General features: G+C 73.2%; 25 protein-coding genes. 15 read left to right on the top strand and 10 right to left on the bottom strand.

The genetic code is table 11. From position 1 onward, the window contains the following. Positions 1 to 51: 51 nt before the first annotated feature. The 5 genes from Dvina_RS43775 to Dvina_RS43795 all read left to right on the top strand — a co-directional run bounded on the left by Dvina_RS43775 (position 52) and on the right by Dvina_RS43795 (position 4,758). Complete coding sequence (locus tag Dvina_RS43775) at positions 52 to 663, top strand: ArsR/SmtB family transcription factor (protein WP_223096762.1); 612 nt, start codon at positions 52 to 54, stop codon at positions 661 to 663. 1 nt (position 664) lies between these two features. Beyond that, a complete protein-coding gene (locus Dvina_RS43780; protein WP_223096764.1) occupies positions 665 to 1,408 on the top strand; it encodes an SRPBCC family protein in 744 nt (247 codons plus the stop codon). Beyond that, entirely contained in the window at positions 1,408 to 2,964 is a 1,557-nt protein-coding gene (locus Dvina_RS43785; protein ID WP_223096766.1) for an MFS transporter, read from the top strand. The genes Dvina_RS43780 and Dvina_RS43785 overlap by 1 nt, the downstream gene beginning before the upstream one ends. Before the next feature lie 569 nt (positions 2,965 to 3,533). Then, positions 3,534 to 4,007: a LacI family DNA-binding transcriptional regulator gene (locus tag Dvina_RS43790; protein ID WP_223096768.1), complete on the top strand. Its 474-nt coding sequence runs from the start codon at positions 3,534 to 3,536 to the stop codon at positions 4,005 to 4,007. Between the two features lie 97 nt (positions 4,008 to 4,104). Continuing rightward, a complete protein-coding gene (locus Dvina_RS43795; RefSeq protein ID WP_223096770.1) occupies positions 4,105 to 4,758 on the top strand; it encodes a pentapeptide repeat-containing protein in 654 nt (217 codons plus the stop codon). Between the two features lie 9 nt (positions 4,759 to 4,767). Here Dvina_RS43795 and Dvina_RS43800 read toward each other — a convergent pair whose 3' ends face one another. Together Dvina_RS43800 and Dvina_RS43805 are read right to left on the bottom strand one after the other, a co-directional pair. Beyond that, entirely contained in the window at positions 4,768 to 5,202 is a 435-nt protein-coding gene (locus tag Dvina_RS43800) for a YdeI/OmpD-associated family protein (RefSeq protein ID WP_223096772.1), read from the bottom strand. A gap of 5 nt (positions 5,203 to 5,207) precedes the next feature. After that, complete coding sequence (locus Dvina_RS43805; RefSeq protein ID WP_223096774.1) at positions 5,208 to 6,323, bottom strand: geranylgeranyl reductase family protein; 1,116 nt, start codon at positions 6,321 to 6,323, stop codon at positions 5,208 to 5,210. An 85-nt stretch (positions 6,324 to 6,408) separates the two neighbouring features. Here Dvina_RS43805 and Dvina_RS43810 point away from each other — a divergent pair, with 85 nt between their 5' ends. From Dvina_RS43810 to Dvina_RS43835, 6 genes are all read left to right on the top strand, one after another. Further along, complete coding sequence (locus tag Dvina_RS43810; protein ID WP_223096776.1) at positions 6,409 to 6,894, top strand: beta-class carbonic anhydrase; 486 nt, start codon at positions 6,409 to 6,411, stop codon at positions 6,892 to 6,894. A 105-nt stretch (positions 6,895 to 6,999) separates the two neighbouring features. Further along, positions 7,000 to 7,548, top strand: a complete 549-nt coding sequence (locus Dvina_RS43815) for a hypothetical protein (RefSeq protein WP_223096778.1) — start codon at positions 7,000 to 7,002, stop codon at positions 7,546 to 7,548. Between the two features lie 66 nt (positions 7,549 to 7,614). Continuing rightward, positions 7,615 to 8,439, top strand: a complete 825-nt coding sequence (locus tag Dvina_RS43820) for an ABC transporter ATP-binding protein (protein ID WP_223096780.1) — start codon at positions 7,615 to 7,617, stop codon at positions 8,437 to 8,439. After that, complete coding sequence (locus tag Dvina_RS43825) at positions 8,436 to 9,236, top strand: ABC transporter permease (protein ID WP_343217070.1); 801 nt, start codon at positions 8,436 to 8,438, stop codon at positions 9,234 to 9,236. Before Dvina_RS43820 ends, Dvina_RS43825 begins: the two co-directional genes overlap by 4 nt. Further along, positions 9,179 to 10,294, top strand: coding sequence for a sensor histidine kinase (locus tag Dvina_RS55430; RefSeq protein ID WP_223096792.1), 1,116 nt, complete (start codon positions 9,179 to 9,181; stop codon positions 10,292 to 10,294). The genes Dvina_RS43825 and Dvina_RS55430 overlap by 58 nt, the downstream gene beginning before the upstream one ends. Then, complete coding sequence (locus Dvina_RS43835; protein ID WP_223096800.1) at positions 10,291 to 10,911, top strand: response regulator transcription factor; 621 nt, start codon at positions 10,291 to 10,293, stop codon at positions 10,909 to 10,911. Before Dvina_RS55430 ends, Dvina_RS43835 begins: the two co-directional genes overlap by 4 nt. 36 nt (positions 10,912 to 10,947) lie before the next feature. Here Dvina_RS43835 and Dvina_RS43840 read toward each other — a convergent pair whose 3' ends face one another. Further along, complete coding sequence (locus Dvina_RS43840; protein WP_223096801.1) at positions 10,948 to 11,622, bottom strand: histidine kinase dimerization/phospho-acceptor domain-containing protein; 675 nt, start codon at positions 11,620 to 11,622, stop codon at positions 10,948 to 10,950. A 130-nt stretch (positions 11,623 to 11,752) separates the two neighbouring features. On the opposite strand from Dvina_RS43840, the gene Dvina_RS43845 reads away from it, so the two are divergent. Next, positions 11,753 to 12,547 (top strand): ArsR/SmtB family transcription factor, encoded by a 795-nt coding sequence (locus Dvina_RS43845; protein WP_223096803.1) that lies wholly within the window; start codon positions 11,753 to 11,755, stop codon positions 12,545 to 12,547. On the opposite strand, the gene Dvina_RS43850 is transcribed toward Dvina_RS43845, so the two are convergent. The 3 genes from Dvina_RS43850 to Dvina_RS43860 form a co-directional block, all read right to left on the bottom strand. After that, positions 12,544 to 13,398, bottom strand: coding sequence for a L,D-transpeptidase (locus Dvina_RS43850; RefSeq protein ID WP_223096805.1), 855 nt, complete (start codon positions 13,396 to 13,398; stop codon positions 12,544 to 12,546). The genes Dvina_RS43845 and Dvina_RS43850 overlap by 4 nt on opposite strands. Positions 13,399 to 13,497: 99 nt before the next feature. Next, positions 13,498 to 13,941, bottom strand: coding sequence for a DUF5709 domain-containing protein (locus tag Dvina_RS43855; protein ID WP_223096807.1), 444 nt, complete (start codon positions 13,939 to 13,941; stop codon positions 13,498 to 13,500). Positions 13,942 to 14,016: 75 nt separating this feature from the next. Beyond that, positions 14,017 to 15,306, bottom strand: coding sequence for an ABC transporter substrate-binding protein (locus Dvina_RS43860; protein WP_223096809.1), 1,290 nt, complete (start codon positions 15,304 to 15,306; stop codon positions 14,017 to 14,019). A gap of 200 nt (positions 15,307 to 15,506) precedes the next feature. Here Dvina_RS43860 and Dvina_RS43865 point away from each other — a divergent pair, with 200 nt between their 5' ends. Beyond that, positions 15,507 to 16,646 carry an ROK family transcriptional regulator gene (locus tag Dvina_RS43865; RefSeq protein ID WP_246655716.1) on the top strand — a complete coding sequence of 380 codons (1,140 nt, stop codon included), beginning with the start codon at positions 15,507 to 15,509 and terminating at the stop codon, positions 16,644 to 16,646. Between the two features lie 15 nt (positions 16,647 to 16,661). Here Dvina_RS43865 and bioD read toward each other — a convergent pair whose 3' ends face one another. Together bioD and Dvina_RS43875 are read right to left on the bottom strand one after the other, a co-directional pair. Then, on the bottom strand, positions 16,662 to 17,363 hold the full coding sequence (bioD, locus tag Dvina_RS43870) for a dethiobiotin synthase (protein WP_223106048.1): 702 nt from the start codon (positions 17,361 to 17,363) through the stop codon (positions 16,662 to 16,664). 122 nt (positions 17,364 to 17,485) lie between these two features. After that, the gene (locus Dvina_RS43875; RefSeq protein ID WP_380030339.1) at positions 17,486 to 18,634 is read right to left on the bottom strand and encodes an aminotransferase class I/II-fold pyridoxal phosphate-dependent enzyme; all 1,149 of its coding nucleotides are present in this window, start codon (positions 18,632 to 18,634) and stop codon (positions 17,486 to 17,488) included. A gap of 117 nt (positions 18,635 to 18,751) precedes the next feature. Between Dvina_RS43875 and bioB the strand changes: the two genes are divergently transcribed. Then, positions 18,752 to 19,735: a biotin synthase BioB gene (bioB, locus tag Dvina_RS43880; protein WP_223096815.1), complete on the top strand. Its 984-nt coding sequence runs from the start codon at positions 18,752 to 18,754 to the stop codon at positions 19,733 to 19,735. An 8-nt stretch (positions 19,736 to 19,743) separates the two neighbouring features. After that, entirely contained in the window at positions 19,744 to 19,920 is a 177-nt protein-coding gene (gene bsaP, locus Dvina_RS43885) for a biotin synthase auxiliary protein BsaP (protein WP_223096817.1), read from the top strand. Here bsaP and Dvina_RS43890 read toward each other — a convergent pair. Together Dvina_RS43890 and lgt are read right to left on the bottom strand one after the other, a co-directional pair. Next, on the bottom strand, positions 19,910 to 21,094 hold the full coding sequence (locus tag Dvina_RS43890) for an FAD-dependent oxidoreductase (protein WP_223096819.1): 1,185 nt from the start codon (positions 21,092 to 21,094) through the stop codon (positions 19,910 to 19,912). The two genes, bsaP and Dvina_RS43890, sit on opposite strands and share 11 nt — an antisense overlap. Further along, positions 21,094 to 22,161 (bottom strand): prolipoprotein diacylglyceryl transferase, encoded by a 1,068-nt coding sequence (gene lgt, locus Dvina_RS43895; RefSeq protein ID WP_223096821.1) that lies wholly within the window; start codon positions 22,159 to 22,161, stop codon positions 21,094 to 21,096. Before lgt ends, Dvina_RS43890 begins: the two co-directional genes overlap by 1 nt. Between the last annotated feature and the right edge of the window lie 39 nt (positions 22,162 to 22,200).

Raw genomic sequence — 22,200 nt, forward strand, 5'->3', positions numbered from 1 at the left:
ACAAGATTTTTTGTCTTGACAAATCAAATCGTCGGCGAATATGGTTGCCCCATGTTCGAAGTGGGAGTCATCGAGGAGCCGGCGGCGGCCGAGGTCGCGCTCGACCCGGTGCGGGCGCGGCTGTTGGCCCTGCTGGCGCAGCCGCACTCGGCGACGAGCCTGGCGAGCCTGCTGGACCTGCCCCGGCAGAAGGTGAACTACCACCTCAAGACGCTGGAGGCGCACGGCCTGGTCGAGCTCGTCGAGGAGCGGCGCAAGGGCAACATGACCGAGCGGGTGCTGCGGGCGACCGCGGCCTCCTTCGTCATCTCGCCCGTCGCGCTGGCCGCGGTGCAGCCCGACCCGGCCCGCTCCCCCGACCGGCTCTCCGCCCGCTGGCTGCTGGCCCTGGCCGCCCGGCTGGTCAAGGAGACCGGGCAGCTCATCACCGGCGCGGCCAAGGCCGGCAAGCCGGTGGCCACGTTCGCCCTCGACGGCACGGTGCGGTTCGCGTCAGCGGCCGACCGGGCCGCGTTCGCCCAGGAGCTCACCGCGGCCGTCGCCGGGCTGGTGAGTCGTTACCACGACGAGAGCGCCGCCGGCGGCCGCGAGCACCGGGTCATCGTCGCCATTCATCCGAGCATCACGAAGCACCAGAACCCCGACCAGAATCAGGAGTCCTGACATGTCCGAGACCCACGAGTTCGAGCTGACCCACGACATCGACCTGGCCGCGACCCCGGAGCAGGTGTGGGCGGCCATCGCCACCGGACCCGGCATCGACTCCTGGTTTATGGGCCGCAACGAGATCGAGCCACGCGTCGTCGGCGAGACCCGGATGTCGATGCCCGGCTTCGACGCCACCGGCACCGTCACCGCCTACGAGCCCGGCCGGCGCTTCGCCTACCGCAGCCCGGCGGCCGAGGACGGGACGTTCATGGCGTTCGAATACCTCATCGAGGCCCGTGACGGCGGCTCCACCGCGCTGCGGCTGGTACACAGCGGCATCCTCGGTGCGGACTGGGAGTCGGAGTACGACGCGCTCAAGAAGGGCAACCCGCTGTACCTGCGCACGCTCGCGCAGTACCTGGAGCACTTCGACGGCCGCCACGCGGTGCCGGTGGCCGCGTTCGGGCCGCAGCAGGCCGACCAGGACGTAGTCTGGGCCGGCATCGGCCGCGCGCTGCACCTGCGCAAGGACGTTCAGGAGGGCGACGAGGTCCGGCTGACGTTCGACGGGCGCGAGATCCGCGGGGTGGTCGACACCGCGCTGGAGCCCAGCTTCCTCGGGGTACGCACCGACGACGCCCTGCTCCGCTTCGTCGGCCGCAACGGGTTCATCCTCACCGGCCACCACGTCTTCGCCGACATCGACCAGGCCGAGGCCGAGGCCGCGTGGGGCGCCTGGCTCGCCGAGGTGTTCCAGTAATGCGCAGGAGCCCCTGGGTCGGCCTGGCCGTGCTCGCCCTGCCGACCCTGCTGCTCTCGCTCGACGTGAGCGTGCTGTACCTGGCCCTGCCGAAGGTGAGCGCCGACCTGCACGCCGACGCCACCGAGCAGCTGTGGATCCTCGACATCTACTCGTTCATGCTCGCCGGGTTCCTGGTCACCATGGGCGCGCTCGGCGACCGGATCGGCCGGCGCCGGCTGCTGCTCATCGGCGCTGTCGCGTTCGGGGCGGCGTCGGTCGCCGCCGCGTACGCCACCAGCCCGGCGATGCTCATCGCGGCACGCGCGGCTCTGGGTGTCGCCGGGGCGACCCTGATGCCCTCGACGATGGCCCTGATCCGCAACATGTTCCCCGACCCGAAGCAGATGGGCGCCGCGATCGGCGCCTGGTTCGCCTGCTTCATGGGCGGCATGACACTCGGGCCGCTCGTCGGCGGCCTGCTCCTGGAGCACTTCTGGTGGGGCTCGGCGTTCCTGCTCGGCGTACCGTTCATGGTGCTGCTGCTCATCGCCGGCCCGGCCCTGCTCCCCGAGTATCGTCCGGAGCGCCCCGAGCACCCGATCGACCTGCTCAGCGTGGGCCTCTCCCTGGCCGCGATCCTGCCGGTCATCTGGGGCCTGAAGGCCCTGGCCCGCGACGGCGTGCACCCGGCGGCGCTCGCCGCGGTCGCGGCCGGGCTCGTTTTCGGCGCGCTGTTCGTGCGCCGCCAGCGGTCACTGCCCGAGCCGCTGCTGGACCTGCGCCTCTTCGCCAGCCGGGTGTTCAGCACGGCGCTGGGGATCATGCTGCTGGGCGGGGTCGTCATGGCCGGCCTCTCGCTCGTCGCCAGCCTCTACCTCCAGAACGTGGCAGGCCTTTCACCCCTTGCCGCGGGGGTACTGCTCATCCCGCAGAACATCGCGATGATCCTGGGTTCGCTGGCCGCACCGGCGCTGGCCCGGCGCCTCCCGGCGGCCACGGTCACGGCGATGGGCCTCACCGCCTCCGGCGTCGGCCTGGCGGTCGTGGCCCTGGTCGGCCCGCACTCGACGGCGCTGCTGGTGGTCGGCCTGGTCCTGGCCTCGGTCGGCATCTCGTTCCCGATGGCGCTCACGATGAACCTCATGATGGCCGCGGCGCCCCCGGAGAAGGCCGGCTCGGCCGCGTCCATCTCCGAGACCAGCGGCGAGTTCGGGATCGCGGTGGGGATTGCGACACTCGGCAGTCTGGCTTCCCTGGTGTACCGCTCCACGCTCGACCTCCCCGCCGGCGCCCCCGCAAGCGCCCGCAACAGCCTGATCGAGGCCCTCGCGACCGGCCGGCCGGACGTCACCGCCGCCGCCCGCGCCGCCTTCACCACGGGCCTGAACGCAGTCGGCATCGTGGGCGCCGCCATCTTCCTGGGCCTCGCCGTCACCGCCGCCCTGACCCTGCGAACCCGCCCCACACCCACCACCCCGGCCGCAGCCACCCGCCCGGACTCCACGGCCACCAACGCCCTGGAGCCTGCGGCAACCACAACGCCGGACCCCGCCCGACAGACATCCACCACCTGACGCACAGCCAGAGCCACCGCGGGGAGCCGCACCACAGCGGGTCATCGTCAACGCAAAGCGCTCCACAGCCACAACCGCCGGCGCCGCACCGAACGCCACCGCCGCTCAGCAGCCCGGAGCCACCACCACGCCGGGCCACACAGCCACGGCACCGCACAGCCAGACCCGCCCGCCGCACCGGAGCAACCACCGGCCAGCGCGTCAACCGGTAGCCACAGCCGCGCTGCAACTGGCACTACAAGCGGCCACCGCCTGGCGCCCGGCGCCGCCAGAGGCACCACGTGGGAGCGCACTACACGAGCGGCCGTCGTCTTGATGCACGGCGCTCCACAGCACGGCCGCCGCTGCGCTGACCTCGCACCTCGCTTGCGAATTGACCACCGTCTCCTGCACAGACCAACCTTCCCCGACATATTCCCGGTCAGGGTATAAATCCGAAAAGTCCGACAGTCCGGTCACGGAGTGTCGGACTTTTCGGCGAGCAGGGCGGGGCCGGATGGGGCCGGCGGTCGCGGAGAGCGAGCGGGCGAGGCGGCGGCGGTGTTGATCGGCGCCGTTATCGTGCGCCCGTGAAGCGGCGGGGGATGCGGGATGTCGCGGGGGTGTCGGTCAGCACGGTTGCCAATGTGCTCAACAATCCTGGCGTCGTGGCGGTGGCGACGCGAGAGCGGGTCGAGGCGGCCATGGACCGGGTCGGGTTCGTGCGGGGCGCCGCGGCTCGGCAGTTGCGGGGGCTGCCCAGCCGGCTCGTCGGATCGATCACCCTAGATCAGGGCAATCCGTTCCACGCCGAGCTCAACCGGGGCAACGAGGACCATCTCGACGAGGCGGGGTGCATGCTGCTCGCCTGCAGCACCGACCAGCGGGCCGACCGGGAGCTGCGGGCGCTGCAGCTGCTGGAGGAGCACTCACCGCGGGGTCATCATCACGCCGACCGGTGCGAACGGGCAGCGGCTGGCCGCGGTCAGCGCGCGTGGGACGCCGGTGGTGCTGCTCGACGCGCGGCAGGACGGGGCCGACCTGTGCGCGGCGGCGGTCGATAACGGCTGGCCGAGGGCGGCGGCGGGCACCGGCACCGGGAGGCGATGTTCGCGCCGCGGCTCGTGGTCCGGGCCACCACCGCGCCGATAGGGTGAGCCCATGCCGGTTGCCGAGTCGCTGCAGGACCTGCCGTACGCCGCCTACCTGCAGCCGCATCCGGACGGCGAGCCGCTCTCGCACGACGGCAACTACACCGAGGTGCACTTCGACGGGGTCGTGTTCGAGGGTGGCGAGGCGACGAGCGCCAAGTTCATCGAGTCGGCGCTCACCGGGGTCGGCCTGGCCGAGGTCGGCCTGGAGCGGGTCCGGTTCAGCGAGGTGTGGCTGAGCCGCAACCGGTGGGTCGGTGTGCGGCTGGCCGACGCCGAGTGGCTCGACGTGACGGTGCTGGACAGCGCGCTCGCGGGGGTGCAGGCGTACAGCTCGCGGCTGCGCCGGGTCAGGTTCCGCGGCTGCAAGATCGACACGCTGAACCTGCGCGGCGCGACACTGGCCGAGGTGGTGTTCGAGGACTGCGAGCTCAACGAGCTCGACTGCGCCGGGGCCGCGCTGACGAGCGTGACGTTCCCCGGCAGCGCCATCCGCAACGCACGGTTCTCCCAGGTCAAGTGCAAGAAGGTGGACTTCCGGGGGGCCCGCGAGCTGGACGTGGCCGACGGCGCCGACTCGCTGCGGGGCGCGATCATCGACGAGCGGCAGCTCATGGAGCTCGGGCCCGCGCTGGCCGTCGCCCTGGGCATCCAGGTCAGGTGACGAGGCGCGTCAGCTGAGCGTCTCGATCACCTTCGCGATGCGCCGCGTGCGGGTCGCCTCGGTCTTCGCGCCCTCCACCGACAGCACGTGCGCGCGCTGGTTGCTGTACGACAGCGCGTCGAACGCCTTGCGCACCACCGGCTCGGCGTCGAGGGCGGCGGCCAGGTCGGCCGGCACCTCCACGGTCCGCGGCGCCGCGTCGAGCTCCACGTCGACGTCGACCGTGTCGCCGGCCGCGATCCCGGCGCCGGCCCGCACCTCGGCCGAGATCGGGAGCATCGACCGGCCGCCCATGGCGCCGACCGAGCTTCTGTAGCTGTACCCGTTGATGCTCACCGTCACCTTGGGCTTCTTCCCGGCCCCGAGTGCGGTGAGCACCTCGTCCGGCACCGGCAGGCCGGTCGCCGTCTTGCCGTTGAGCTCCAGGACCGCACGGAATCGCATGGTCATCAGCCAAGCAGGCGGAGGGCCTGCCGTACAGGAAAACGTTCGACAGTGCCCTCGAACGACGTCTCGCCCCGGCAGAACCGCTCGAACATCCGCCAGCCCGGGGGCGTGCGCAGGATCGTGTGGAACAGCGCCGGGCGGCGGCTGAACGCAGCCAGCAGCCGCGCGCCCGCGCGCATGGTGGGCACGAGTGTCGCGTTGACGTCGCGCTCGTAGCGCAGCAGGTCGCCGTCGGCCGCCGCCGCACCCGCGAGCGCGCCCGAGCGGGTGGCGAAGCTGATCCCCTCGCGGGTCCACGGCTCCAGCAGACCCGCGGCATCCCCGGCGACGAGGAGGTTGCCTTTGCGCAGCGGGCTTCCGGGGGTACGGCAGCGGGTCAGGTGGCCGGAGTCGTGCACGGGCTCGATGCCCTGCAGCCCGAGCCGCTCGACGAACGCGCGGAGGTACGCCTTGGTCCGCTCCCCCTCGCCGCGGGCCGCGATCACCCCGACCGTCAGCAGGTCGCCCTTCGGGAACACCCACGCGTAGGAGCCGGGCAGCGGACCCCAGTCGATGAGCAGCCGCCCGCGCCACTGCTCCTGGCGGGCCGCGTCGATCGGGAGCTCCACCTCGAGCCCGAGGTCCACCTGGCCGTATTCGACGCCGACCTGCCGCGCCGTGATGCCCGACGAGCCGTCCGCCCCGATCGCGGCCGCGGCCGTGATCTCCTCGCCGTCCGCGAGCCGGATCCGGACTTCGCCGCCGCCCTGCTCCACGGCCTTGGCGGCGGTCGCCTGGCGTACCACCGCGCCCGCTTCTTCGGCCGCCTGCCGCAGCGCGTCGTCGAACTCGGGGCGGCGCACCATCGTCAGCAGCGGCCGGTGCCGGCTCACCCGGGTGAACGGCGAGCGCCCGTCGTGGGTGAACTCGGCCCGCTCGATCCGGTCGTCGGAGGGGATGGCGATCCGGTCCTGGACGGCCGCGATCGAGTGCCCGATCAGCCCGCCGCCGCACGTCTTGTACCGCGGGTGCGTCGCCTTCTCCAGCACCAGGGTCCGCGCACCCCGGCTCGCGGACTCGTACGCCGCCGAGAGCCCGGCCGGCCCGCCGCCGATGATCGCCACGTCCCACTCAGTCACGGCAACAACTTACTGGCTGGGTGAGATTGGCCTCGTGTGACCAAGACATCAGCCGTCAGGGTGACGGATCTGCTTCACTCGGTTTATGTCCGCGATCGACCACCTCATTCATGCGAACGCCCGATACGCCGAGACGTTCCCCGGCCCCCGGCCGCTGCGCCCCAAGCTGCGCCTGACGGTGATCTCGTGCATGGACTCGCGACTTGACCTCTTCGGCGCGCTGGGTCTGGAGATCGGCGACGCTCACCTGATCCGTAACGCGGGTGGCCTGCCGACCGAGGAGGTGCTGCGCTCCCTGGCGATCAGTCAGCGCAAGCTCGGCACCCGTGAGGTCGTGCTGATCCACCACACGGAGTGTGGCATGGAGGGCTTCGACGACCCCGAGTTCCGGGCCGAGCTGGCCGAGACCGGCGTCGCGCCGACCTGGAACGTCCCCGGCTTCACCGACCTGCACGACACGATGCGCCAGTCGCTGCGCACCGTTCGCGAGTGTCAGTGGATTCCGCATCGCGAGGACGTGCGCGGCTTCATCTTCGACGTCGCCACAGCCAAGATCGACGAGGTCGTCTAGCCACGCACCGTGGTTGACCCCTTACCCGATTTTGCGTAGGACGGGGGTTGCGCCGAGGGATCCGGGTTGTCCGGATCGGGTGGGTCATGCGGCACGATCGGACCCATGCGATACGGGGGCAGACTCAACCGCCTCGAATTCACGGCCCTCATCGACCAGCAGGCCGGCCGGGTCCGGGCGAGCGCCACCACGCTGCCGCTCTACGGCCCGGTCGGCTGGTCCGGCCCGTGCCGCCTGGGCCCGTGGGGCTGGGAGAACGACCGGCTGGCGCAGGCGGGCCTGCACTTCGGCGGGCCCGAGGCGTGGATCGAGATCATCACCACCGCCGGTCCGCCGCTGCCCGAGCTGCTCAACCTGCGCCTGTCCGGCTCCGGCGAGCTGCCCGACGACGGGTCCCTCGACGCGACCGAGCGGATCACGATCATCGTGGACGGCACGCCCCGCGAGTGCTCGCTGTGGCCGGACGAGCCCCTCGGCGAGTCGCTCGGCCGCGGCTGGCTGGCCATCCTCGACGAGGTGCCCGGCCTGCTCCTGCGCGGCTCGGGCATCGGCCCGGCCGGCATCGCGCTGGCCCGGACCGGCGACATCGAGCCGCTGCTGACCGGCACCCGGGACCACCTGCTCGCCGGCTACGACGCGTTCGGCGCCGGCTGACGCCCGCGGCCGCGTGTCAGTCGTCCGGTTGACCCCCGGGCCGCGCATTCTCGCGAGCATCGATGCATGCGACCGATCGAAGTACGCGGGCTGCGCAAGCGGTACGGGGCCCACACCGCCGTCGACGGCATCGACCTGGCCGTCGAGCCGGGTGAGGTGTTCGCCCTCCTCGGCCCGAACGGGGCCGGCAAGACCACCACCGTGGAGATCCTGGAGGGGCACCGCCGCCGCGACGGCGGGGAGGTCCGCGTGCTCGGCGAGGACCCGGGCGGGGCCGGGCGGCGCTGGCGGGCCCGCATCGGCGTGGTGCTGCAGACGGCGAACGACGCCGCCGAGCTCACCGTCAGCGAATCGGTGCGGCACTACGCGGGGTACTACCCCGACCGCCGCGACCCCGAGGAGCTCATCGCCGCCGTCGGCCTCGCCGGGAAGGCCGGGGCGCGGGTGCGCACCCTGTCCGGCGGGCAGCGCCGCCGCCTCGACGTGGCGCTGGGCATCGTCGGCCGGCCCGAGCTGGTCTTCCTCGACGAGCCGACCACCGGCTTCGACCCGGAGGCCCGGCGGCAGTTCTGGGACCTGATCCGGGCCCTGGCCGCCGACGGCACCACGATCCTGCTCACCACGCACTACCTCGACGAGGCCGAGGCGCTGGCGGGCCGCCTGGCCGTGCTCGCCGACGGCCGGATCGTCGCCGAGGGCACGCCGCTCACCGTGGGCGGCCGCGACCGCGCGCCGGCCGCCGTGAGCTGGCGGGATGCGGAGGGGTTCCACGAGGTGCACACGGATGAGCCCGACGCCGTCGTCGCCCGGCTGTCCGGCTTCTCCGACCTGCGGGTGATCCGCCCGTCCCTGGAGGACGTCTACCTCGCCCTGATCGGAGAAGGCCGATGACCATGCCGTCGACGCTGCGGGTGGGCACCTCCCGCGGCCTCATCGAGATCCTGCAGACCTTGCGGACCCGCGAGTCCCTGATCTTCACGTTCGCGTTCCCGGCCGTACTGTGCATCCTGCTGGGGTACATCTTCGACACCCCGGTCATGGAGGGCGCCGATACCACCCACTCGCAGGTGTTCGCGGCCGGGATGATCGCCTACGGGGTCCTCTCCACCGCGTTCATCAGCGTCGGCGTGGGCATCGCGGTCGACCGGTCCGACGGCACCCTCCTGCGGCTCCGGGGGACGCCGGCGACGGCTGGGGCGTACTTCCTCGGCAAGATCGTCCTTGTCCTCTTCGCCGCGCTGTTCGAGACCGCCCTGCTCCTGGCCGTCGCCGTGGGGCTGTTTCACCTGCGGTTGCCGAGCGACCCCGGCCGGTGGCTCACGTTCGCCTGGCTCCTGGTGCTGTCGGTGGTCGCCTGTACCCTCCTGGGCATCGCCGCGAGCTCGCTGGCCCGCTCGGCCCGCAGCGCACCGGCCGTGCTCAACCTGCCAGTGCTGATCCTGCAGTTCACGTCCGGCATCTTCGTCCACATCGCCGCGCTGCCGAGCGCGATGGTCAACGTCTCGGCGCTGTTCCCCGTCAAGTGGATGGGCCAGGGATTCCGCTCCGTCTTCCTGCCCGACGCCCTCGCCGCACAGGAGGTGGCCGGAGCATGGGAGCCCGGGAGGACCGCTCTGGTGCTCGGAGCCTGGTGCCTGATCGGCCTGGCCCTGAGCCTGGCGACGTTCCGCTGGACGGATCGCCGCTGAGCCGCCGGCTGTGGGACGTGTTCTACGTCCTGGCCGTCGCCGCCGTGGTCGCGTTCCTGCTGCTCGACCACGGCCCCGGCGGCTGGCATCCCTGGGTCTCGGCGGTACTGCTCGTGCTGTGCCTCGGGTGGGGCCTGTCCAGGAGCGGGCCGTCCTGGCTCTTCGTCCTCGTGGTGGGCGGGCTCCAGCTGGCCGCCGTCTGGATCGACCACACCGCCGCGTTCGCCCTGTTCGCCTGGGGGCCGATGATCTTCCAGGCCCTCCCGCTGCGCCCCGCCCTCGCCGTCGTCGCCGCCCTCGACCTGCTCCCGGTGCCGATGGCGCTGATCCGGGACGGCACCACCCAGAAGGTCCACGGCCTGCTGCCGCTGACCGTGCTCGGCCTGGCGTTCGCCGCGCTCATCGGCACGTACGTCTCCCGCCTGCACAACAGCCGCCTCGAGATCGCCCGCCTCTCCCGGGAGGCCGGCGTGGCCACGGAGCGGGCCCGGCTGGCGGCGGAGATCCACGACACGCTGGCCCAGGGCTTCACCAGCATCATCACGCTCGCCCAGGCCGACTCCCTGCCCGCCGGCCACCGCCTCGACCTGGTGGCCCGCACGGCCCGGGACAACCTCGCGGAGGCCCGCGCCCTGGTCGCCGCCCTCGCCCCGGCCGACCTGCACGACGCCGGCCTGGGGCCGGCCCTGCGCCGCCAGATGGACCGCTTCGCCGCCGACACGGGCGTGCGAACCGCACTGCACCTGTCCGACGGCACCGAGCGCGTCCCGACCGCGCTGCAGGTGGTGCTCCTGCGGGCCGCGCAGGAGGCGCTCGCCAACGCCCGCCGGCACGCCGCGGCAGCGTCCGTGGAGCTGCGGCTGCGGACCACCGGCACCGAGGTCGTCCTCACCGTCACCGACGACGGCACCGGCATCGGCCCGGCCCCGTTCGGCTTCGGCCTGGCCGGCATGCGCTCCCGGGCCGAGCAGGTCGGCGGCTCCTGTACGGTCACCGGCTCGCCCGGCCGCGGCACGACGGTGACAGTGACGCTGCCCCTCCCCGGAGGAGTCTCATGATCAGTGTGCTGCTCGCCGACGACCACCCCGTGGTCCGCGACGGCCTGCGGGGCATGCTGCTGGCCGAGCCGGACCTGACGGTGGTCGGCGAGGCGGGCTCGGGCGACGAGGCGGTGGTGGCCGCGGCCGCACTGCGCCCCGACGTGATCCTGATGGACCTCCGGATGCCGGGCCTGGACGGCGCCGGCGCCACCGCCCGGATCCTGGCCACGCAGCCGTCGACCCGGATCGTGGTGCTGACCACGTACGAGACGGACGCCGACATCCTGCGCGCGGTCGAGGCCGGGGCGAGCGGCTACCTGCTCAAGGACGCCACCCGGGCCGAGCTGGCGTCGGCGGTCCGCGCGGCCGCCGGCGGCGAGACGGTCCTGGCCCCGAGCGTCGCCGACCGCCTGGCCCGCGAAGCGCGCCGCCGCGCCACTCCCCCGATCCTGTCGGCCCGGGAGGTGGAGGTGCTGGCCCTGGTGGCGCGGGGCCTGACGAACGCCGACATCGGCCGGGCCCTGCACATCTCCGAGGCCACCGTGAAGACCCACCTGTTGCGCACGTTCACCAAGCTCGACGTCGGCGACCGCACCGCCGCCGTCACCACCGCGATGTCGCTCGGCCTGCTGTAGCGCCGCGGTGGCCGGGGCCCGGCCGGTGGGCTCTGGTCAGCGGGGGCTGGGGGCCAGGGCGGAGGCGGGCAGGGACAGCCGGAACGAGGTGGCGTCGAGGCGGAGGTCGCCGCCGCACAGGTTGGCCACGGCCTCGGCCACCTGCAGGTCCGGGGTCGGGCGCGGGGTGTTGTCGCTCGGGCGGCGCTGCGCGGCGGTGGTCAGCTCGCCGGCCGGGACGAAGCGGGCCTCCAGGCAGAGCGCGGGGTCGCGGCGCAGGGCGATCTCCACGTGGGCGTGGGGTGGGGCGGCGATCGTGAGCCACAGGACGAGCTGGCCGACCAGGTGGCGGCAGATCATCTCGTCGACGGCCACGCGGGCCGTGTCGGGGACGTCGGCGTGGACGCTCACGGCGCCGGCCACGGCCACGCGGCGGGCCAGGTCCACGGCGTCGCGGACCACGGCGACCAGGTCGGTCGCGCCCTCGCGGGGCGGGGGTGCGCCGGTGGCGGCCAGGGGGAGCACGACACTGTCGACGTACCGCTCCAGGCGCACCGCGTTGCGGTCGATGGCGTCGAGGCAGGCGGCGCCGTCGGCGAGACCGTTCGCGGGCAGGTCGTCGCGGAGCAGCCGGGTGTACGCCTTGATCGACGTCAACGGCGTGTGCAGTTCGTGGCGCATGCGGGCCGCCGGGTCCTCACCTGTCGCGAACACGTCCAGCCCCCTTCGCACACACCAGATCCAGACTCTTCGTCAAACCGGGAACGGCGCCGCCAAGGTGCGAACCGTCACCCGTTCGCGTTGACAGGCAACCAAATGGCTGCCTAATATAGGCAACCGAAAGGCTGCATATCTGGAGGGCGTGTTGCGCGACGACGACGTGTTCCGGGCCCTGGCCGACGGCAGCCGGCGCACCCTGCTCGACCGGCTCGACGCGGCCGGCGGGCAGACGCTGCGCGAACTGTGCGCGGGACTGGGGATGACCCGGCAGTCGGTCAGCAAGCACCTCGCGGTGCTCGAGGAGGCCGGGCTGGTGACCTCCGTCCGGCGCGGCCGGGAGAAGCTGCACTACCTCAACGCCGCCCCGGTCAGCGACATCGCCGAGCGGTGGATCAACCGCTACCACCGGCGGCGGGTCGACGCGCTCGCCGACCTGAAGAAGGCCCTGGAGGGGACACCGATGAGCAGGCCCGAGTTCGTCTACACCACCTACATCCGCACCACGCCCGAGCAGCTGTGGAAGGCGCTGACCGAGCCCGCGTTCACCCGGCAGTACTGGGGCGTCACCTTCGACACCGACTGGCGGCCCGGCTCGACCATGACGTGGCGGGTGGACAAGAACGGCACCGAGCTCGCCGATCCGGAGCAGGTGGTCCTGGCGGCCGAGCCCTACACGCGGCTCTCGTTCACTTGGCACACCATGTCCGAGGAGTGGGCGAAGGCGTTCGACATCGACCTCGACTACGTCGCGAAGGTCGCGCACGAGCCGCGTTCCAAGGCGACGTTCGAGATCGAGCAGCAGGGCGAGCACTGCAAGCTGACGGTGGTGCACGACGGCTTCGACGCGGACAGCCTGGTGCTGCCGAGCCTCGGCGACGGCTGGCCCCAGGTCATCGCCAGCCTGAAGTCGCTGCTGGAGACCGGCCGGCCGCTCTAGGGCAGCACGACCACGCTGGTGCCGGAGCCGATCGCGGAGAGCAGGACCTTCTGGGCGGCCGGCGGCATCCGGACGCAGCCGTTGGACTTGCGGTAGCCGAACTCGTTGCGGTACCAGGCGTGGATGCCGGTGTGCGCGTCGGCCAGCCCGCTCGCGACGGCGTTCTTGTCGTCCGGCACGGCGCCGAGGGCGAGCACGTCCAGGCCCGCGTACACCTTGCTCGGCAGCGACGAGCGCCCGAGCACGAACGTGCGGCCCAGCGGCGTCTCGGTCGCCGGCGCGCCGACGGTGACGGTCCACGTCTGCTGGGCCTGCCCCTCGTGGACCCAGGTCAGCGTGAACGCGGCCCGGCGCACGATGATCTGGTCGTGCAACGGGGTGACGGTGTAGTTGCCCGGCGGCAGCCAGCCGATGCTGCGGTTCATCGACGGCAGCAGTACCGCGACCCACCCGCTCTGCCGCGCGACCACCGGCATGACCAGGTCGACGCCGCTGATCTGCGGGGTCAGGTACGCCCGGGCCGCCCCGCCCACCGCGTCGTACACGGGGCTCTTCGCCTGCAGCTGCAGCCCCTCGGTCAGCGGTGTCGTCGACGCCTGGTCGGGGTCGGCCGGGAACCCGGTCGCCGCCTGCGTGTAGGTGATCGTGGTGAGCCCCGCGGCGGCCGGGGCCGCGGGCGGGGTGGTCGCCGGCTCCGCGGCCGGGGACGGCCCGCCGACGAGTGTGGTCGGGTCGGGCGCGGCCGGGGTGGTCGCGGTGACGCTCGGCGCGTGCTTCGACGAGCACCCGGCGAGCGGGGCGGCGAGGGTGACCGCGAGCGCGGCGAGGACGGCGGCGCGGCGGGCGAGCATGAGGACCAACTTAGCCGGTCCCGGTGGCGGCCGTGTCGGCCAACCGGTCCATGCCGGTGCGGGCGGCGGCCCCGCGGACGCGGCCGCCGCCCGGTGCCGTTACAGGTCGCGGTCGTTCACGATGTGCATGGCGGCCTCCTCGGCCGACGCCGCGCCGCCGTCGATGCCGACGTCCGAGCCGACCTCGTCCTTCTCGTCGTCCTCGCCGTAGCCCTCGTCGGGCGCGACGAGTCGGCCGGCCCGGCGGTCGCCGACCTCGCCCTCGTCGAAGAACTCGCCGGACTCGGTGGTGCGGCCGTAGTCGTCATCGTCGAGCTGATCGAGCGTGTCGGGCTCCTCCTGGCGCAGCCGCAGGTCGAGCGACTCGCCCTGCTCGGCCTCGGCCTGCGTCACCCCGAACGCGGTGACCCCACGCGGCTTCTCCGGCGGCGAGTACCCCTCGTCGAGGGAGTCGTCGAGCCCGCGGTCGGACAGCGTGTCCTCCGCGGACAGCTGGCCCTCGTCGTCCGGGTCCGGGTCCCAGCTGTCGGTCTGCTGCGTCATGTCGGTTTTCCCCTCGAAGCTCAGGAGGCTCGCTTACCCAGGAACTGAGCCTAGATCACCGCCTGCCGCAGCCTTCTAGATCTTGCCTTCGGCCGCCGTGAGCTTGGCCTTGATCGACTCGGGCGTGACCGGTTTGCCGGCCGCCGCGTCGGCGAACAGCTCCGCCATCGCCGTGCCGACGAGCGTCTCGAACCGGCTTTCCTCCGGCACCTGCGGCAGCGGGGCCGCGGTGGAGTTGAGCACCTGGTACAGCACCTCCTGCTCCGGTGTGCGGAAGGCCGCGTCGGAGTACGCCGAGCGCACCGACGGCAGCGAACCGTACGCCTTGTTCAGGACGATCTGCTCCTTGTCGCTGGTCATGAACTCGACGAAGTCAAGCGCCCCGTCCAGGTTGCGGGTGTGCTTGTAGACGGCCATGTTGATGCCGGCGACCATGCTGTTGATCCGCACGCCGCCGCCGGTGATCGGGTCGGCCAGGAACGGCATTGGGGCGACGCCGTACTCGTCGGGGCTCATCCCGGCCTGCTGCAGCGAGGGCCCGGCCGCCTGCCACAGCAGCATCGCCGCCTTGCGCCCGGCGAAGTCGGCCCGCGACTCGTTCTTGGCGTAGCCCGCACTGGCGGGGTTGGCGATGTGGTCGTCGGCCATCAGCCCGACGTAGCGCTTGATGGCGGCGATGTTCGCGGTGGTGTCGAAGCTGGCGGTACCGTCGGCGGCGAACCACTGCCCGCGGTACTGCCGGCCGAAGGTGAAGGCGTGGTGCGCGTTCTCCGCCGGGTTGCCGCCCTCCAGCGCCAGGCCCCACTGCCCCTTGGCCGGTTTGGTGAGGCGCTTGCCGTCGGCGACGAGCTCGTCCCACGTCCTCGGTGGCGTCGCGATGCCCGCCTCCGCGAACATGCGCTTGTTGTAGTACAGGGCGTACGACAGCGAGTACAGCGGCACGGCCGACGGCGGCGTGCCGGGCGCTCCGGCGGCGGCGAGGGCGTTGGGCACGAACCGGTCGCGCCCGCCGACCCGGTCGAGCGTCCGGCCGTCGAACGGGACGAACGCGCCTGTCGCCTGGAGCGAGGCCGACCACGTGTTGCCGATGTTGACCACGTCCGGCCCGCTGTCGTCGCGGGTCGCGGCCATGAGCCGGTCGAGCAGGTCGGACCAGGGCACGACCTCGAGCTTCACGTGGATGCCGTGGGTCTGCTCGAACTCGTCGAGCTGCGGCTGGAGCGTGGCCCGGTCGAAGTCCGCGCTCGGCCCCTGGTTGCTGGCCCAGTACACGAGCGTCTTCGGGCCCTCGGGCGCGTTGTCGCAGCCGGCGATCGACCCGGCCAGGAGCGTCGATGCGGCAAGCATGGCGATGACTCGGCGCATCGGCACGTCTTTTCTATCGGGACTTAATTAATGTCGCCATTAAAGGGGCGCTCAGAATGCCGAGTCAAGGGCCGCCCCCTAAAGTTGCCAGCACGCACACGGCGACAATCAGGCGACACAGGCCTCATCGGTGCAAATGCAGTCGGCCGGTGCGGCTTCGGGGAGAAGCGGTGCAGGTCGAGCGCGCAAGTCATCGAGGGGTGCGACTGCGTAACCGCTCCGCACTGCTCACCCGGCTGTTCCTGGAAGGCCCTCTCACGCGTCAGGAACTATCGCGGCGGACGGGCCTGAGCCAGCCTGCGGTGAGCAACGTCGTGAACGACCTCATCGATGACGGGATCGTCGCCGAGGCCGGGGCGCTGGAGTCCGAGGGCGGGCGCCCGAGCACCATCCTGCGCGTGGCCCCGTCCTACGGTGCGGTCGCGGGCGTCGACGTGGGCGAGACCGGGGTGCGGGTCGAGCTGTTCGACCTGGGCCTGGAGCGCCTGGCCCAGTCCTGCGCGCCGCTCACTGCGGGCGCCTCACCCGCGGACGTCGCCGACTCCGTGCTGGCCGGGCTGCGCACGGTCGCCACCGGCCACCGGGTCCTGGGCGCGGGCGTCGGCGTGGCCGGCATCGTGCAGCAGCGCCCGGAGGGTGCCCTCGTCCACGCGCAGACGCTGGGCTGGGAGAGCGTGCCGCTGGAGTCGCTGCTGCGCCGCGGTACCGACATCCCGCTGCATCTGGACAACGGCGCGAAGACCCTGGGCCAGGCCGAGATGTGGTTCGGCGCCGGCCGGGGCCGCCGGCACGCGGTATTCGCCCTGATCGGCTCCGGGGTGGGCGCCGCGGTGGTGACGAACGGCGCGACGTACCGCGGCACCTCCTCCAGCGCCGGCGAGTGGGGCCACACCACGCTGATGTACGGCGGCCGCCGCTGCCGCTGCGGTGCGTCGGGCTGCCTGGAGGCGTACGTGGGCGCCGCCGCGATCCTGGACCGGGCCGGCTCCTCCGGCGCCGGCGACGAGGAGACCCGGCTGGCCGCGCTGGTGGCCGCGGCCTCGGCGGGCGACCCGGCCGCCCGCTCGATCCTTGACGAGACGGCGGACTACCTGGGCGCGGGCGTGGCCGACCTGATCAACCTGTTCAACCCCGAGCTGGTCGTCCTGGGCGGCTGGGCCGGCGTCGCCCTGGCCGGGCTACTGCCCCGGGTCCGCGCGTCGGCCGCCCGGCACGCCCTGCGCCAGCCGTTCGCCCAGGCCCGGATCGAGCTCGGGCGGCTGGGCCTGGACGCGGTCGCACTGGGCGCCGCCACGCTCCCGATGGCCCACCTCCTGACCACCGGCGGCCGCCGCCAGTAGCCGGCGTCCGCGGACTCAGCGGCTGTGGGAGCGGAAGGCCACCGGGTCGAAGCGGCCGTGCAGGCGCGGGTCCAGCCAGTGGAGGGACTCGCGGCGGAAGACGTCCGGGTCCAGGGCGCCCGCGCCGTCGGGGATGGCGCCGGCCAGGTCGGCCTCCAGATCGTGGAGGTTCGTGCGGTGGACCAGCTCGGGGTCGGCGGGCCAGGAGCCAAAAACGACGAGGGCGGGCACCTCGCGGCGCTCCAGGGCCTGCAGCGTCAGCGCGGTGTGGTTCAGCGTGCCCAGGCCGGGGCGGGCCACGACGATGACCGTCGCACGCAGCGCGGCCGCCAGGTCCAGGATCGTCCAGCCGCCCTCACCCAGCGGGACCAGCAGGCCGCCCGCGCCTTCGATGAGGGTGATGTCGTACTCCTCACCGATCGACCGGATCGCCAGCTGGGCCATCACCGCGGTCAACGGGTCCTCCCCCGCGACCCGGGCGGCGGCGACCGGGCCCAGGGCGTCAGGAAACTCCGACAGGGTGCGGGTGAGTGCCGGTTCGGCCAGGCGGGCGACGGTCACCGCGTCCGGCTCGTCGCCCTCGGCGGTGCCGGTCTGGGCCGGCTTCACGACCGCGACGCTCTGGCCGGCGGCGGTGGCCGCGGCGGCGATGGCGGCGGTGGTGATGGTCTTGCCCACGCCGGTGTCGGTGCCGGTGATGACGATCGGGCCGGCCAGCGGGCCCGCGAGCTCCTCGCTGAAGCCGAAGCCGAGTTCGTGGCCGAGCCCGGGGCCACGACCGGGATCGAGGCCGGGGTCACGGTCGGCGTCGAGGCCGAACAGGGAGTCCTGCGACTCACTCACGGGCGTTCCTTCAGGATGACGTCGAGGGCCTCGTCGAACGCGTCGGCGGGGATGCCGACGTTGACGGTCAGGCGCAGGCGGGAGCGTCCGTCCGGTGTGGACGGTGGGCGGAAGCAGCCTACCGCCACGCCCCGGTCGCGGCACGCCGTCGCCCACGCCAGGGCCTCGTCGGGGCCGGGGGCGGCGACCGAGATGACGCCACCGGCCGGCGTGGAGACCTCCAGGCCCTCGCCGCGCAGGCGGTCGACGGCCCGGGCGGCGCGCGCGTGCAGGCCGGCCCGCAGGTCGTCGCCCTCGGCCAGCAGGCGCAGGGCGGCCAGGGCGCCGGCGGCCACGGCGGGCGGGAGGGCGGTGTCGAAGATGAAGGTGCGGCCGGTGTCGACGAGCTGGCGGTGCAGCTGCTCCGGGCCGGCGATCACGCCGCCGGCGGCGCCCAGGGACTTCGACAGCGTCGCGGTCACCACCAGGCCCGGCGCCCCGGCCAGGCCCGCCGCGGCCGCTCCGCCGGCGCCGCGCGGGCCCAGGACGCCGAGGGCGTGGGCGTCGTCGACGAGCATCAGGGCGCCGTGGGACCGGGCGATCTCGTAGAGCTCGGGCAGCGGGGCCAGGTCGCCGTCCACGGAGAAGATGCTCTCGGTGACGACGAGCGCCGGGCGGCCGGGGTGGGCGGCGAGGATCGCCGCGACCGCAGCCGGGTCGGCGTGCGGGGCCACGACCGTTTCGACGCCCTCGCGGCCGGCGCCCCGCGCGAGGCGGCAGGCGTCGACGATCGAGGCGTGGTTGTGGGCGTCCGAGACGATCAGCGCGCCCGGGCGGGCCAGGGCGCGGACGGCGCCGAGGTTGGCGAGGTAGCCGGAGGAGTACACGAGCGACGCGGCGCAGCCGAGCAGTCCGGCCAGGCTCTCCTCGAGCTCGCGGTGCACGTCGGTGGAGCCGCGGACCAGGCGGGAGCCGGTCGCGCCGAGGCCGTAGGTGTGCAGGGCCGCGGCGGCGGCGGCCAGGACGGCGGGGTGGCGGGACAGGCCCAGGTAGTCGTTGCCCGCCAGGTCCGCCGACACGCTGTCGCGCGGATGTGTCTCGCGGCGCAGACCCGCGGCCAGCCGGGCGGCGGCCTCGTCGTCGAGGGCCTCCAACCACTCCACGATCGGCTCTCCCTCGGCGAACTTGTAGGACATCTACCACGCTGATTGTGCGACATATACAACTTAACCGAGCCGTCCCGGGAGCGGACAGGCGACCCGAACGCTTTGTAAGGTACGAGCATGCTTGATGCTGCCAAGGCCGTCCTGGACACCGGCAAGGGGCTCGACCTCGACGGCGTCCTCGCGGTGCTGACGTGTACCGATGAGGAGCTGCCCGAGTACCTGGCCATCGCGCACGACGTGCGGATGCGCTGGTGCGGCCCGGAGGTCGAGGTCGAGGGCATCGTGTCGCTCAAGACCGGCGGCTGCCCCGAGGACTGCCACTTCTGCTCGCAGTCCGGGCTGTTCGCCTCGCCCGTGCGGGCCGTGTGGCTCGACATCCCCTCGCTCGTCGAGGCGGCGCGGCAGACGGCGGCGACCGGGGCGACCGAGTTCTGCATCGTGGCCGCGGTGCGCGGGCCCGACGAGCGGCTGATGACGCAGCTCGCCGACGGGGTCGCGGCGATCCGGGCGGCCGTCGACATCAACATCGCCGCCTCGCTCGGCATGCTGTCCCAGGCCCAGGTGGACCGGCTGGCCGAGCTGGGCATCCACCGGTACAACCACAATCTGGAAACGGCGCGGTCGTACTTCCCGCAGGTCGTCAGCACCCACACGTGGGAGGAGCGCTGGGACACCCTGCGGATGGTCCACGCCGCCGGCATGGAGGTGTGCTGCGGGGGCATCCTCGGGCTCGGGGAGAGCGTGGAGCAGCGGGCCGAGTTCGCCATCCAGCTCCAGGAGCTCGACCCGCACGAGGTGCCGCTCAACTTCCTGAACCCGCGGCCGGGCACGCCCCTGGCCGAGCAGCCGGTCCTGGACCCCAAGGACGCGCTGCGCGCGGTCGCGGCGTTCCGGCTGGCGCTGCCGCGCACGCTGCTGCGCTACGCGGGCGGCCGGGAGATCACCCTCGGCGACCTCGGCACCCGCGACGGCCTGCTGGGCGGGGTGAACGCGGTGATCGTCGGCAACTACCTGACGACGCTCGGCCGCTCCCCGGCGCAGGACCTGGCGCTGCTCGACGAGCTGTCGATGCCGGTCAAGGCGCTGTCGGCGACGCTGTGACGGCGCCGATGTTCTGCGATCGCTGCGGGGAGCCGTTCACCGGCGGCTCCCACGCGGCGTGCTCGGCGGCCCGGGAGCTGGAGCCGCCGCGGTACTGCACGCACTGCCGCCGCCGGATGAAGGTGCAGGTGCTGCCGGGGGGCTGGTCGGCCCAGTGCGTCGAGCACGGGGTGCTCACCCGGTAGGGCCGCCCCACTCCGTCGCCGCGGCGGCCGCCCGTTCGAGGGTCCGGGGGTGCACGCGGGCGAGGGAGGCGGCGAGCCGTCCACGCACTTGCAGTACAGCCGCCGCCTTTCTGGATTGCTGCAGCACCCGCAGGATCCTCGGCTTCCTGATCCGGCTGTACTCGCCGAGCGCCGCCGGCACCGCCAGCTCCGCGAGCACCGTCTGCAGGGTGGCCACGTCCTCGAGCGCGAGGGAGGCGCCCTGGGCGAGGTGGTGGGGCATGGCGTGGGCCGCGTCGCCGACGAGCGCGAACCCGCCCGCCCCGGCCACCACCCCGAACGTCTCCGGCAGCGGCGTGACCTCCCCGACCGGCTCCTGCACCAGGTCGTCGGCCTCGGTCGCGGCCAGCAGCTGGGCGATCGGGGCGGGCCAGCCGGCGAACCAGCGGCGCAGCAGGGCCAGCTGGCCGGCGGGCGGCTCGGGGCGCAGGGCGCCGGGCACTGTCGCCACCCAGTACATGCCGCCGCGGGTGGAGCCGCCGGCCGAGCCCCGCTCGCCGAGGGACGCGTAGGCGAAGCGCTGGCCGTTGCCGAGGACCTCGCCGTGGAGTTCGGTGCCGGCCGGGATCTCGGGCGCGCGGTACCACGGGATGACCGCCCGCCAGGCCGCGAACCCGCCGCTGGCGAAGGTGCTGGCGGCGGCGAGCCGGCGGCGCACCGCGCTGTCCGGGCCGTCCGCGGCGACGACGAGGTCGGCCTCGAACGTCACCCGGCCGTCGCCGACCGCGGGCCGGTCCCGGCGCACCCGGGCGCTCTGCACGGCGATCCCGCCGCGCACGTCGACCTGCTCGCCGAGGGCGGCGATGAACGCGTCGTGCAGGTCCTCGCGGTGCACGACCACCGGCGGCGACCCGATCTCGCCGGTGAGGTCGACGGCTCCCGGCTGGACCAGCCAGGTCCCGTCCGGGCGGCGGATGCCCGCCGCCGGCACCGGCGTGGAGATCCCTTCGAGCCCGCCGGCCAGGCCCAGGGCCCGCAGCGCGCGGACCCCGTTGGGCCAGAGCACCAGCGCGGCCCGGCCCGGCCGGAGCCGGTCGTCGCGTTCAAGGAGGGTGACCTTCCAGCCCGAGCGGGCCAGGGCGCCGGCGGCGGCGAGCCCGCCGATCCCGGCGCCGACCACGACGGCGGACCGCATCAGCCCTGCTTTTCCTTCGCTTCCTCGGCCGCCGCGTCCTCTTCTGCTCCGGGCTCCTCCGGCTCGGCCGCTTCCGCGGCCGGCTCCGGCACCTCCGCCACGTCCGGCACCTCCGCCGCGTCCGGCGTCGCGTCGGCCGCCGGGAGCGCCTTGGGCTCCTCGGCCGCCTCCAGCGCCGGGACCGCGTCGGGGCTCACCCGGGTGATCTTGCCGTCCTCGTCGTAGGTCACCCGCTCCTGCGGGCCGCGCACGCGCAGGAAGTAGATGAGTGCGCCCGCGAAGACGATTATCGACGTCCAGTTGTTCAGGCGCAGGCCCAGGAAGTGCTGGGCGTCGTCGATGCGCAGCGCCTCGATCCAGAAGCGGCCGATCGTGTAGAGCATCACGTAGACCGCGAAGGCCCGGCCGCGGCCGAAGCGGTACTTGCGGTCGAGCAGCCAGACGGCGACGGCCACACCGAGGCACCACAGCGACTCGTACAGGAACGTGGGGTGGAAGATGCCGAGCACGATCGGCTGGCCACCGGCCTCGAGGGCGCGGCCGCTCGCGGTGTCCCAGTTGTAGACCTTCAGGCCCCACGGCAGGGTCGTCTCCTTGCCGTACAGCTCATTGTTGAACCAGTTGCCCCAGCGCCCGATGGCCTGGGCGACCGGCAGCGCCACGGCGAGCGTGTCGGCGGCCATCGCGAACGGCAGGTTCATCCGGCGGCAGGCGATGTACGCCCCGAGCGCACCGGCCGCGACCCCGCCCCAGATACCGAGGCCGCCCTCCCAGATCTTGAACGCCTTGAGGATCGAGCCGTTCTCTCCGAAGTACGCGTCCGGCGACGTGATCACGTGATACAGCCGGGCGCCGACGATACCGAACGGGACCGCCCAGATCGCCACGTCGAGAATCACCCACGGCGGGGCGCCCCGGGCCCGCAGGCGGCGGTCGGCGATGTAGCAGGCGGCGACGATGCCCAGGACGATGCACAGGGCGTAGGCGCGCAGCGGGATCGGTCCGAGGTCCCAGACGCCCTGGGTCGGGCTCGGGATCTCGGCCAGCAGAGCCGGGACAGCATTCACGGGTGCACACGCTACCGCACCCCTGTTTGATGTTTGGAG

It is taken from the genome of Dactylosporangium vinaceum (assembly GCF_019904175.1).
GTDB classification, from domain to species: domain Bacteria; phylum Actinomycetota; class Actinomycetes; order Mycobacteriales; family Micromonosporaceae; genus Dactylosporangium; species Dactylosporangium vinaceum.

Coding starts and splice junctions, on each gene's coding strand:
- Dvina_RS43810 (WP_223096776.1), top strand. CDS start 6,409: ATGTCCGCGATCGACCACCTCATTCATGCGAACGCCCGATACGCCGAG.
- Dvina_RS43780 (WP_223096764.1), top strand. CDS start 665: ATGTCCGAGACCCACGAGTTCGAGCTGACCCACGACATCGACCTGGCC.
- bsaP (WP_223096817.1), top strand. CDS start 19,744: ATGTTCTGCGATCGCTGCGGGGAGCCGTTCACCGGCGGCTCCCACGCG.
- Dvina_RS43850 (WP_223096805.1), bottom strand. CDS start 13,398: ATGCTCGCCCGCCGCGCCGCCGTCCTCGCCGCGCTCGCGGTCACCCTC.
- Dvina_RS43825 (WP_343217070.1), top strand. CDS start 8,436: ATGACCATGCCGTCGACGCTGCGGGTGGGCACCTCCCGCGGCCTCATC.
- Dvina_RS43795 (WP_223096770.1), top strand. CDS start 4,105: ATGCCGGTTGCCGAGTCGCTGCAGGACCTGCCGTACGCCGCCTACCTG.
- Dvina_RS43860 (WP_223096809.1), bottom strand. CDS start 15,306: ATGCGCCGAGTCATCGCCATGCTTGCCGCATCGACGCTCCTGGCCGGG.
- bioB (WP_223096815.1), top strand. CDS start 18,752: ATGCTTGATGCTGCCAAGGCCGTCCTGGACACCGGCAAGGGGCTCGAC.
- Dvina_RS43820 (WP_223096780.1), top strand. CDS start 7,615: ATGCGACCGATCGAAGTACGCGGGCTGCGCAAGCGGTACGGGGCCCAC.
- Dvina_RS43855 (WP_223096807.1), bottom strand. CDS start 13,941: ATGACGCAGCAGACCGACAGCTGGGACCCGGACCCGGACGACGAGGGC.
- Dvina_RS43890 (WP_223096819.1), bottom strand. CDS start 21,094: ATGCGGTCCGCCGTCGTGGTCGGCGCCGGGATCGGCGGGCTCGCCGCC.
- Dvina_RS43815 (WP_223096778.1), top strand. CDS start 7,000: ATGCGATACGGGGGCAGACTCAACCGCCTCGAATTCACGGCCCTCATC.
- Dvina_RS43835 (WP_223096800.1), top strand. CDS start 10,291: ATGATCAGTGTGCTGCTCGCCGACGACCACCCCGTGGTCCGCGACGGC.
- Dvina_RS43800 (WP_223096772.1), bottom strand. CDS start 5,202: ATGCGATTCCGTGCGGTCCTGGAGCTCAACGGCAAGACGGCGACCGGC.
- Dvina_RS43775 (WP_223096762.1), top strand. CDS start 52: ATGTTCGAAGTGGGAGTCATCGAGGAGCCGGCGGCGGCCGAGGTCGCG.
- Dvina_RS43785 (WP_223096766.1), top strand. CDS start 1,408: ATGCGCAGGAGCCCCTGGGTCGGCCTGGCCGTGCTCGCCCTGCCGACC.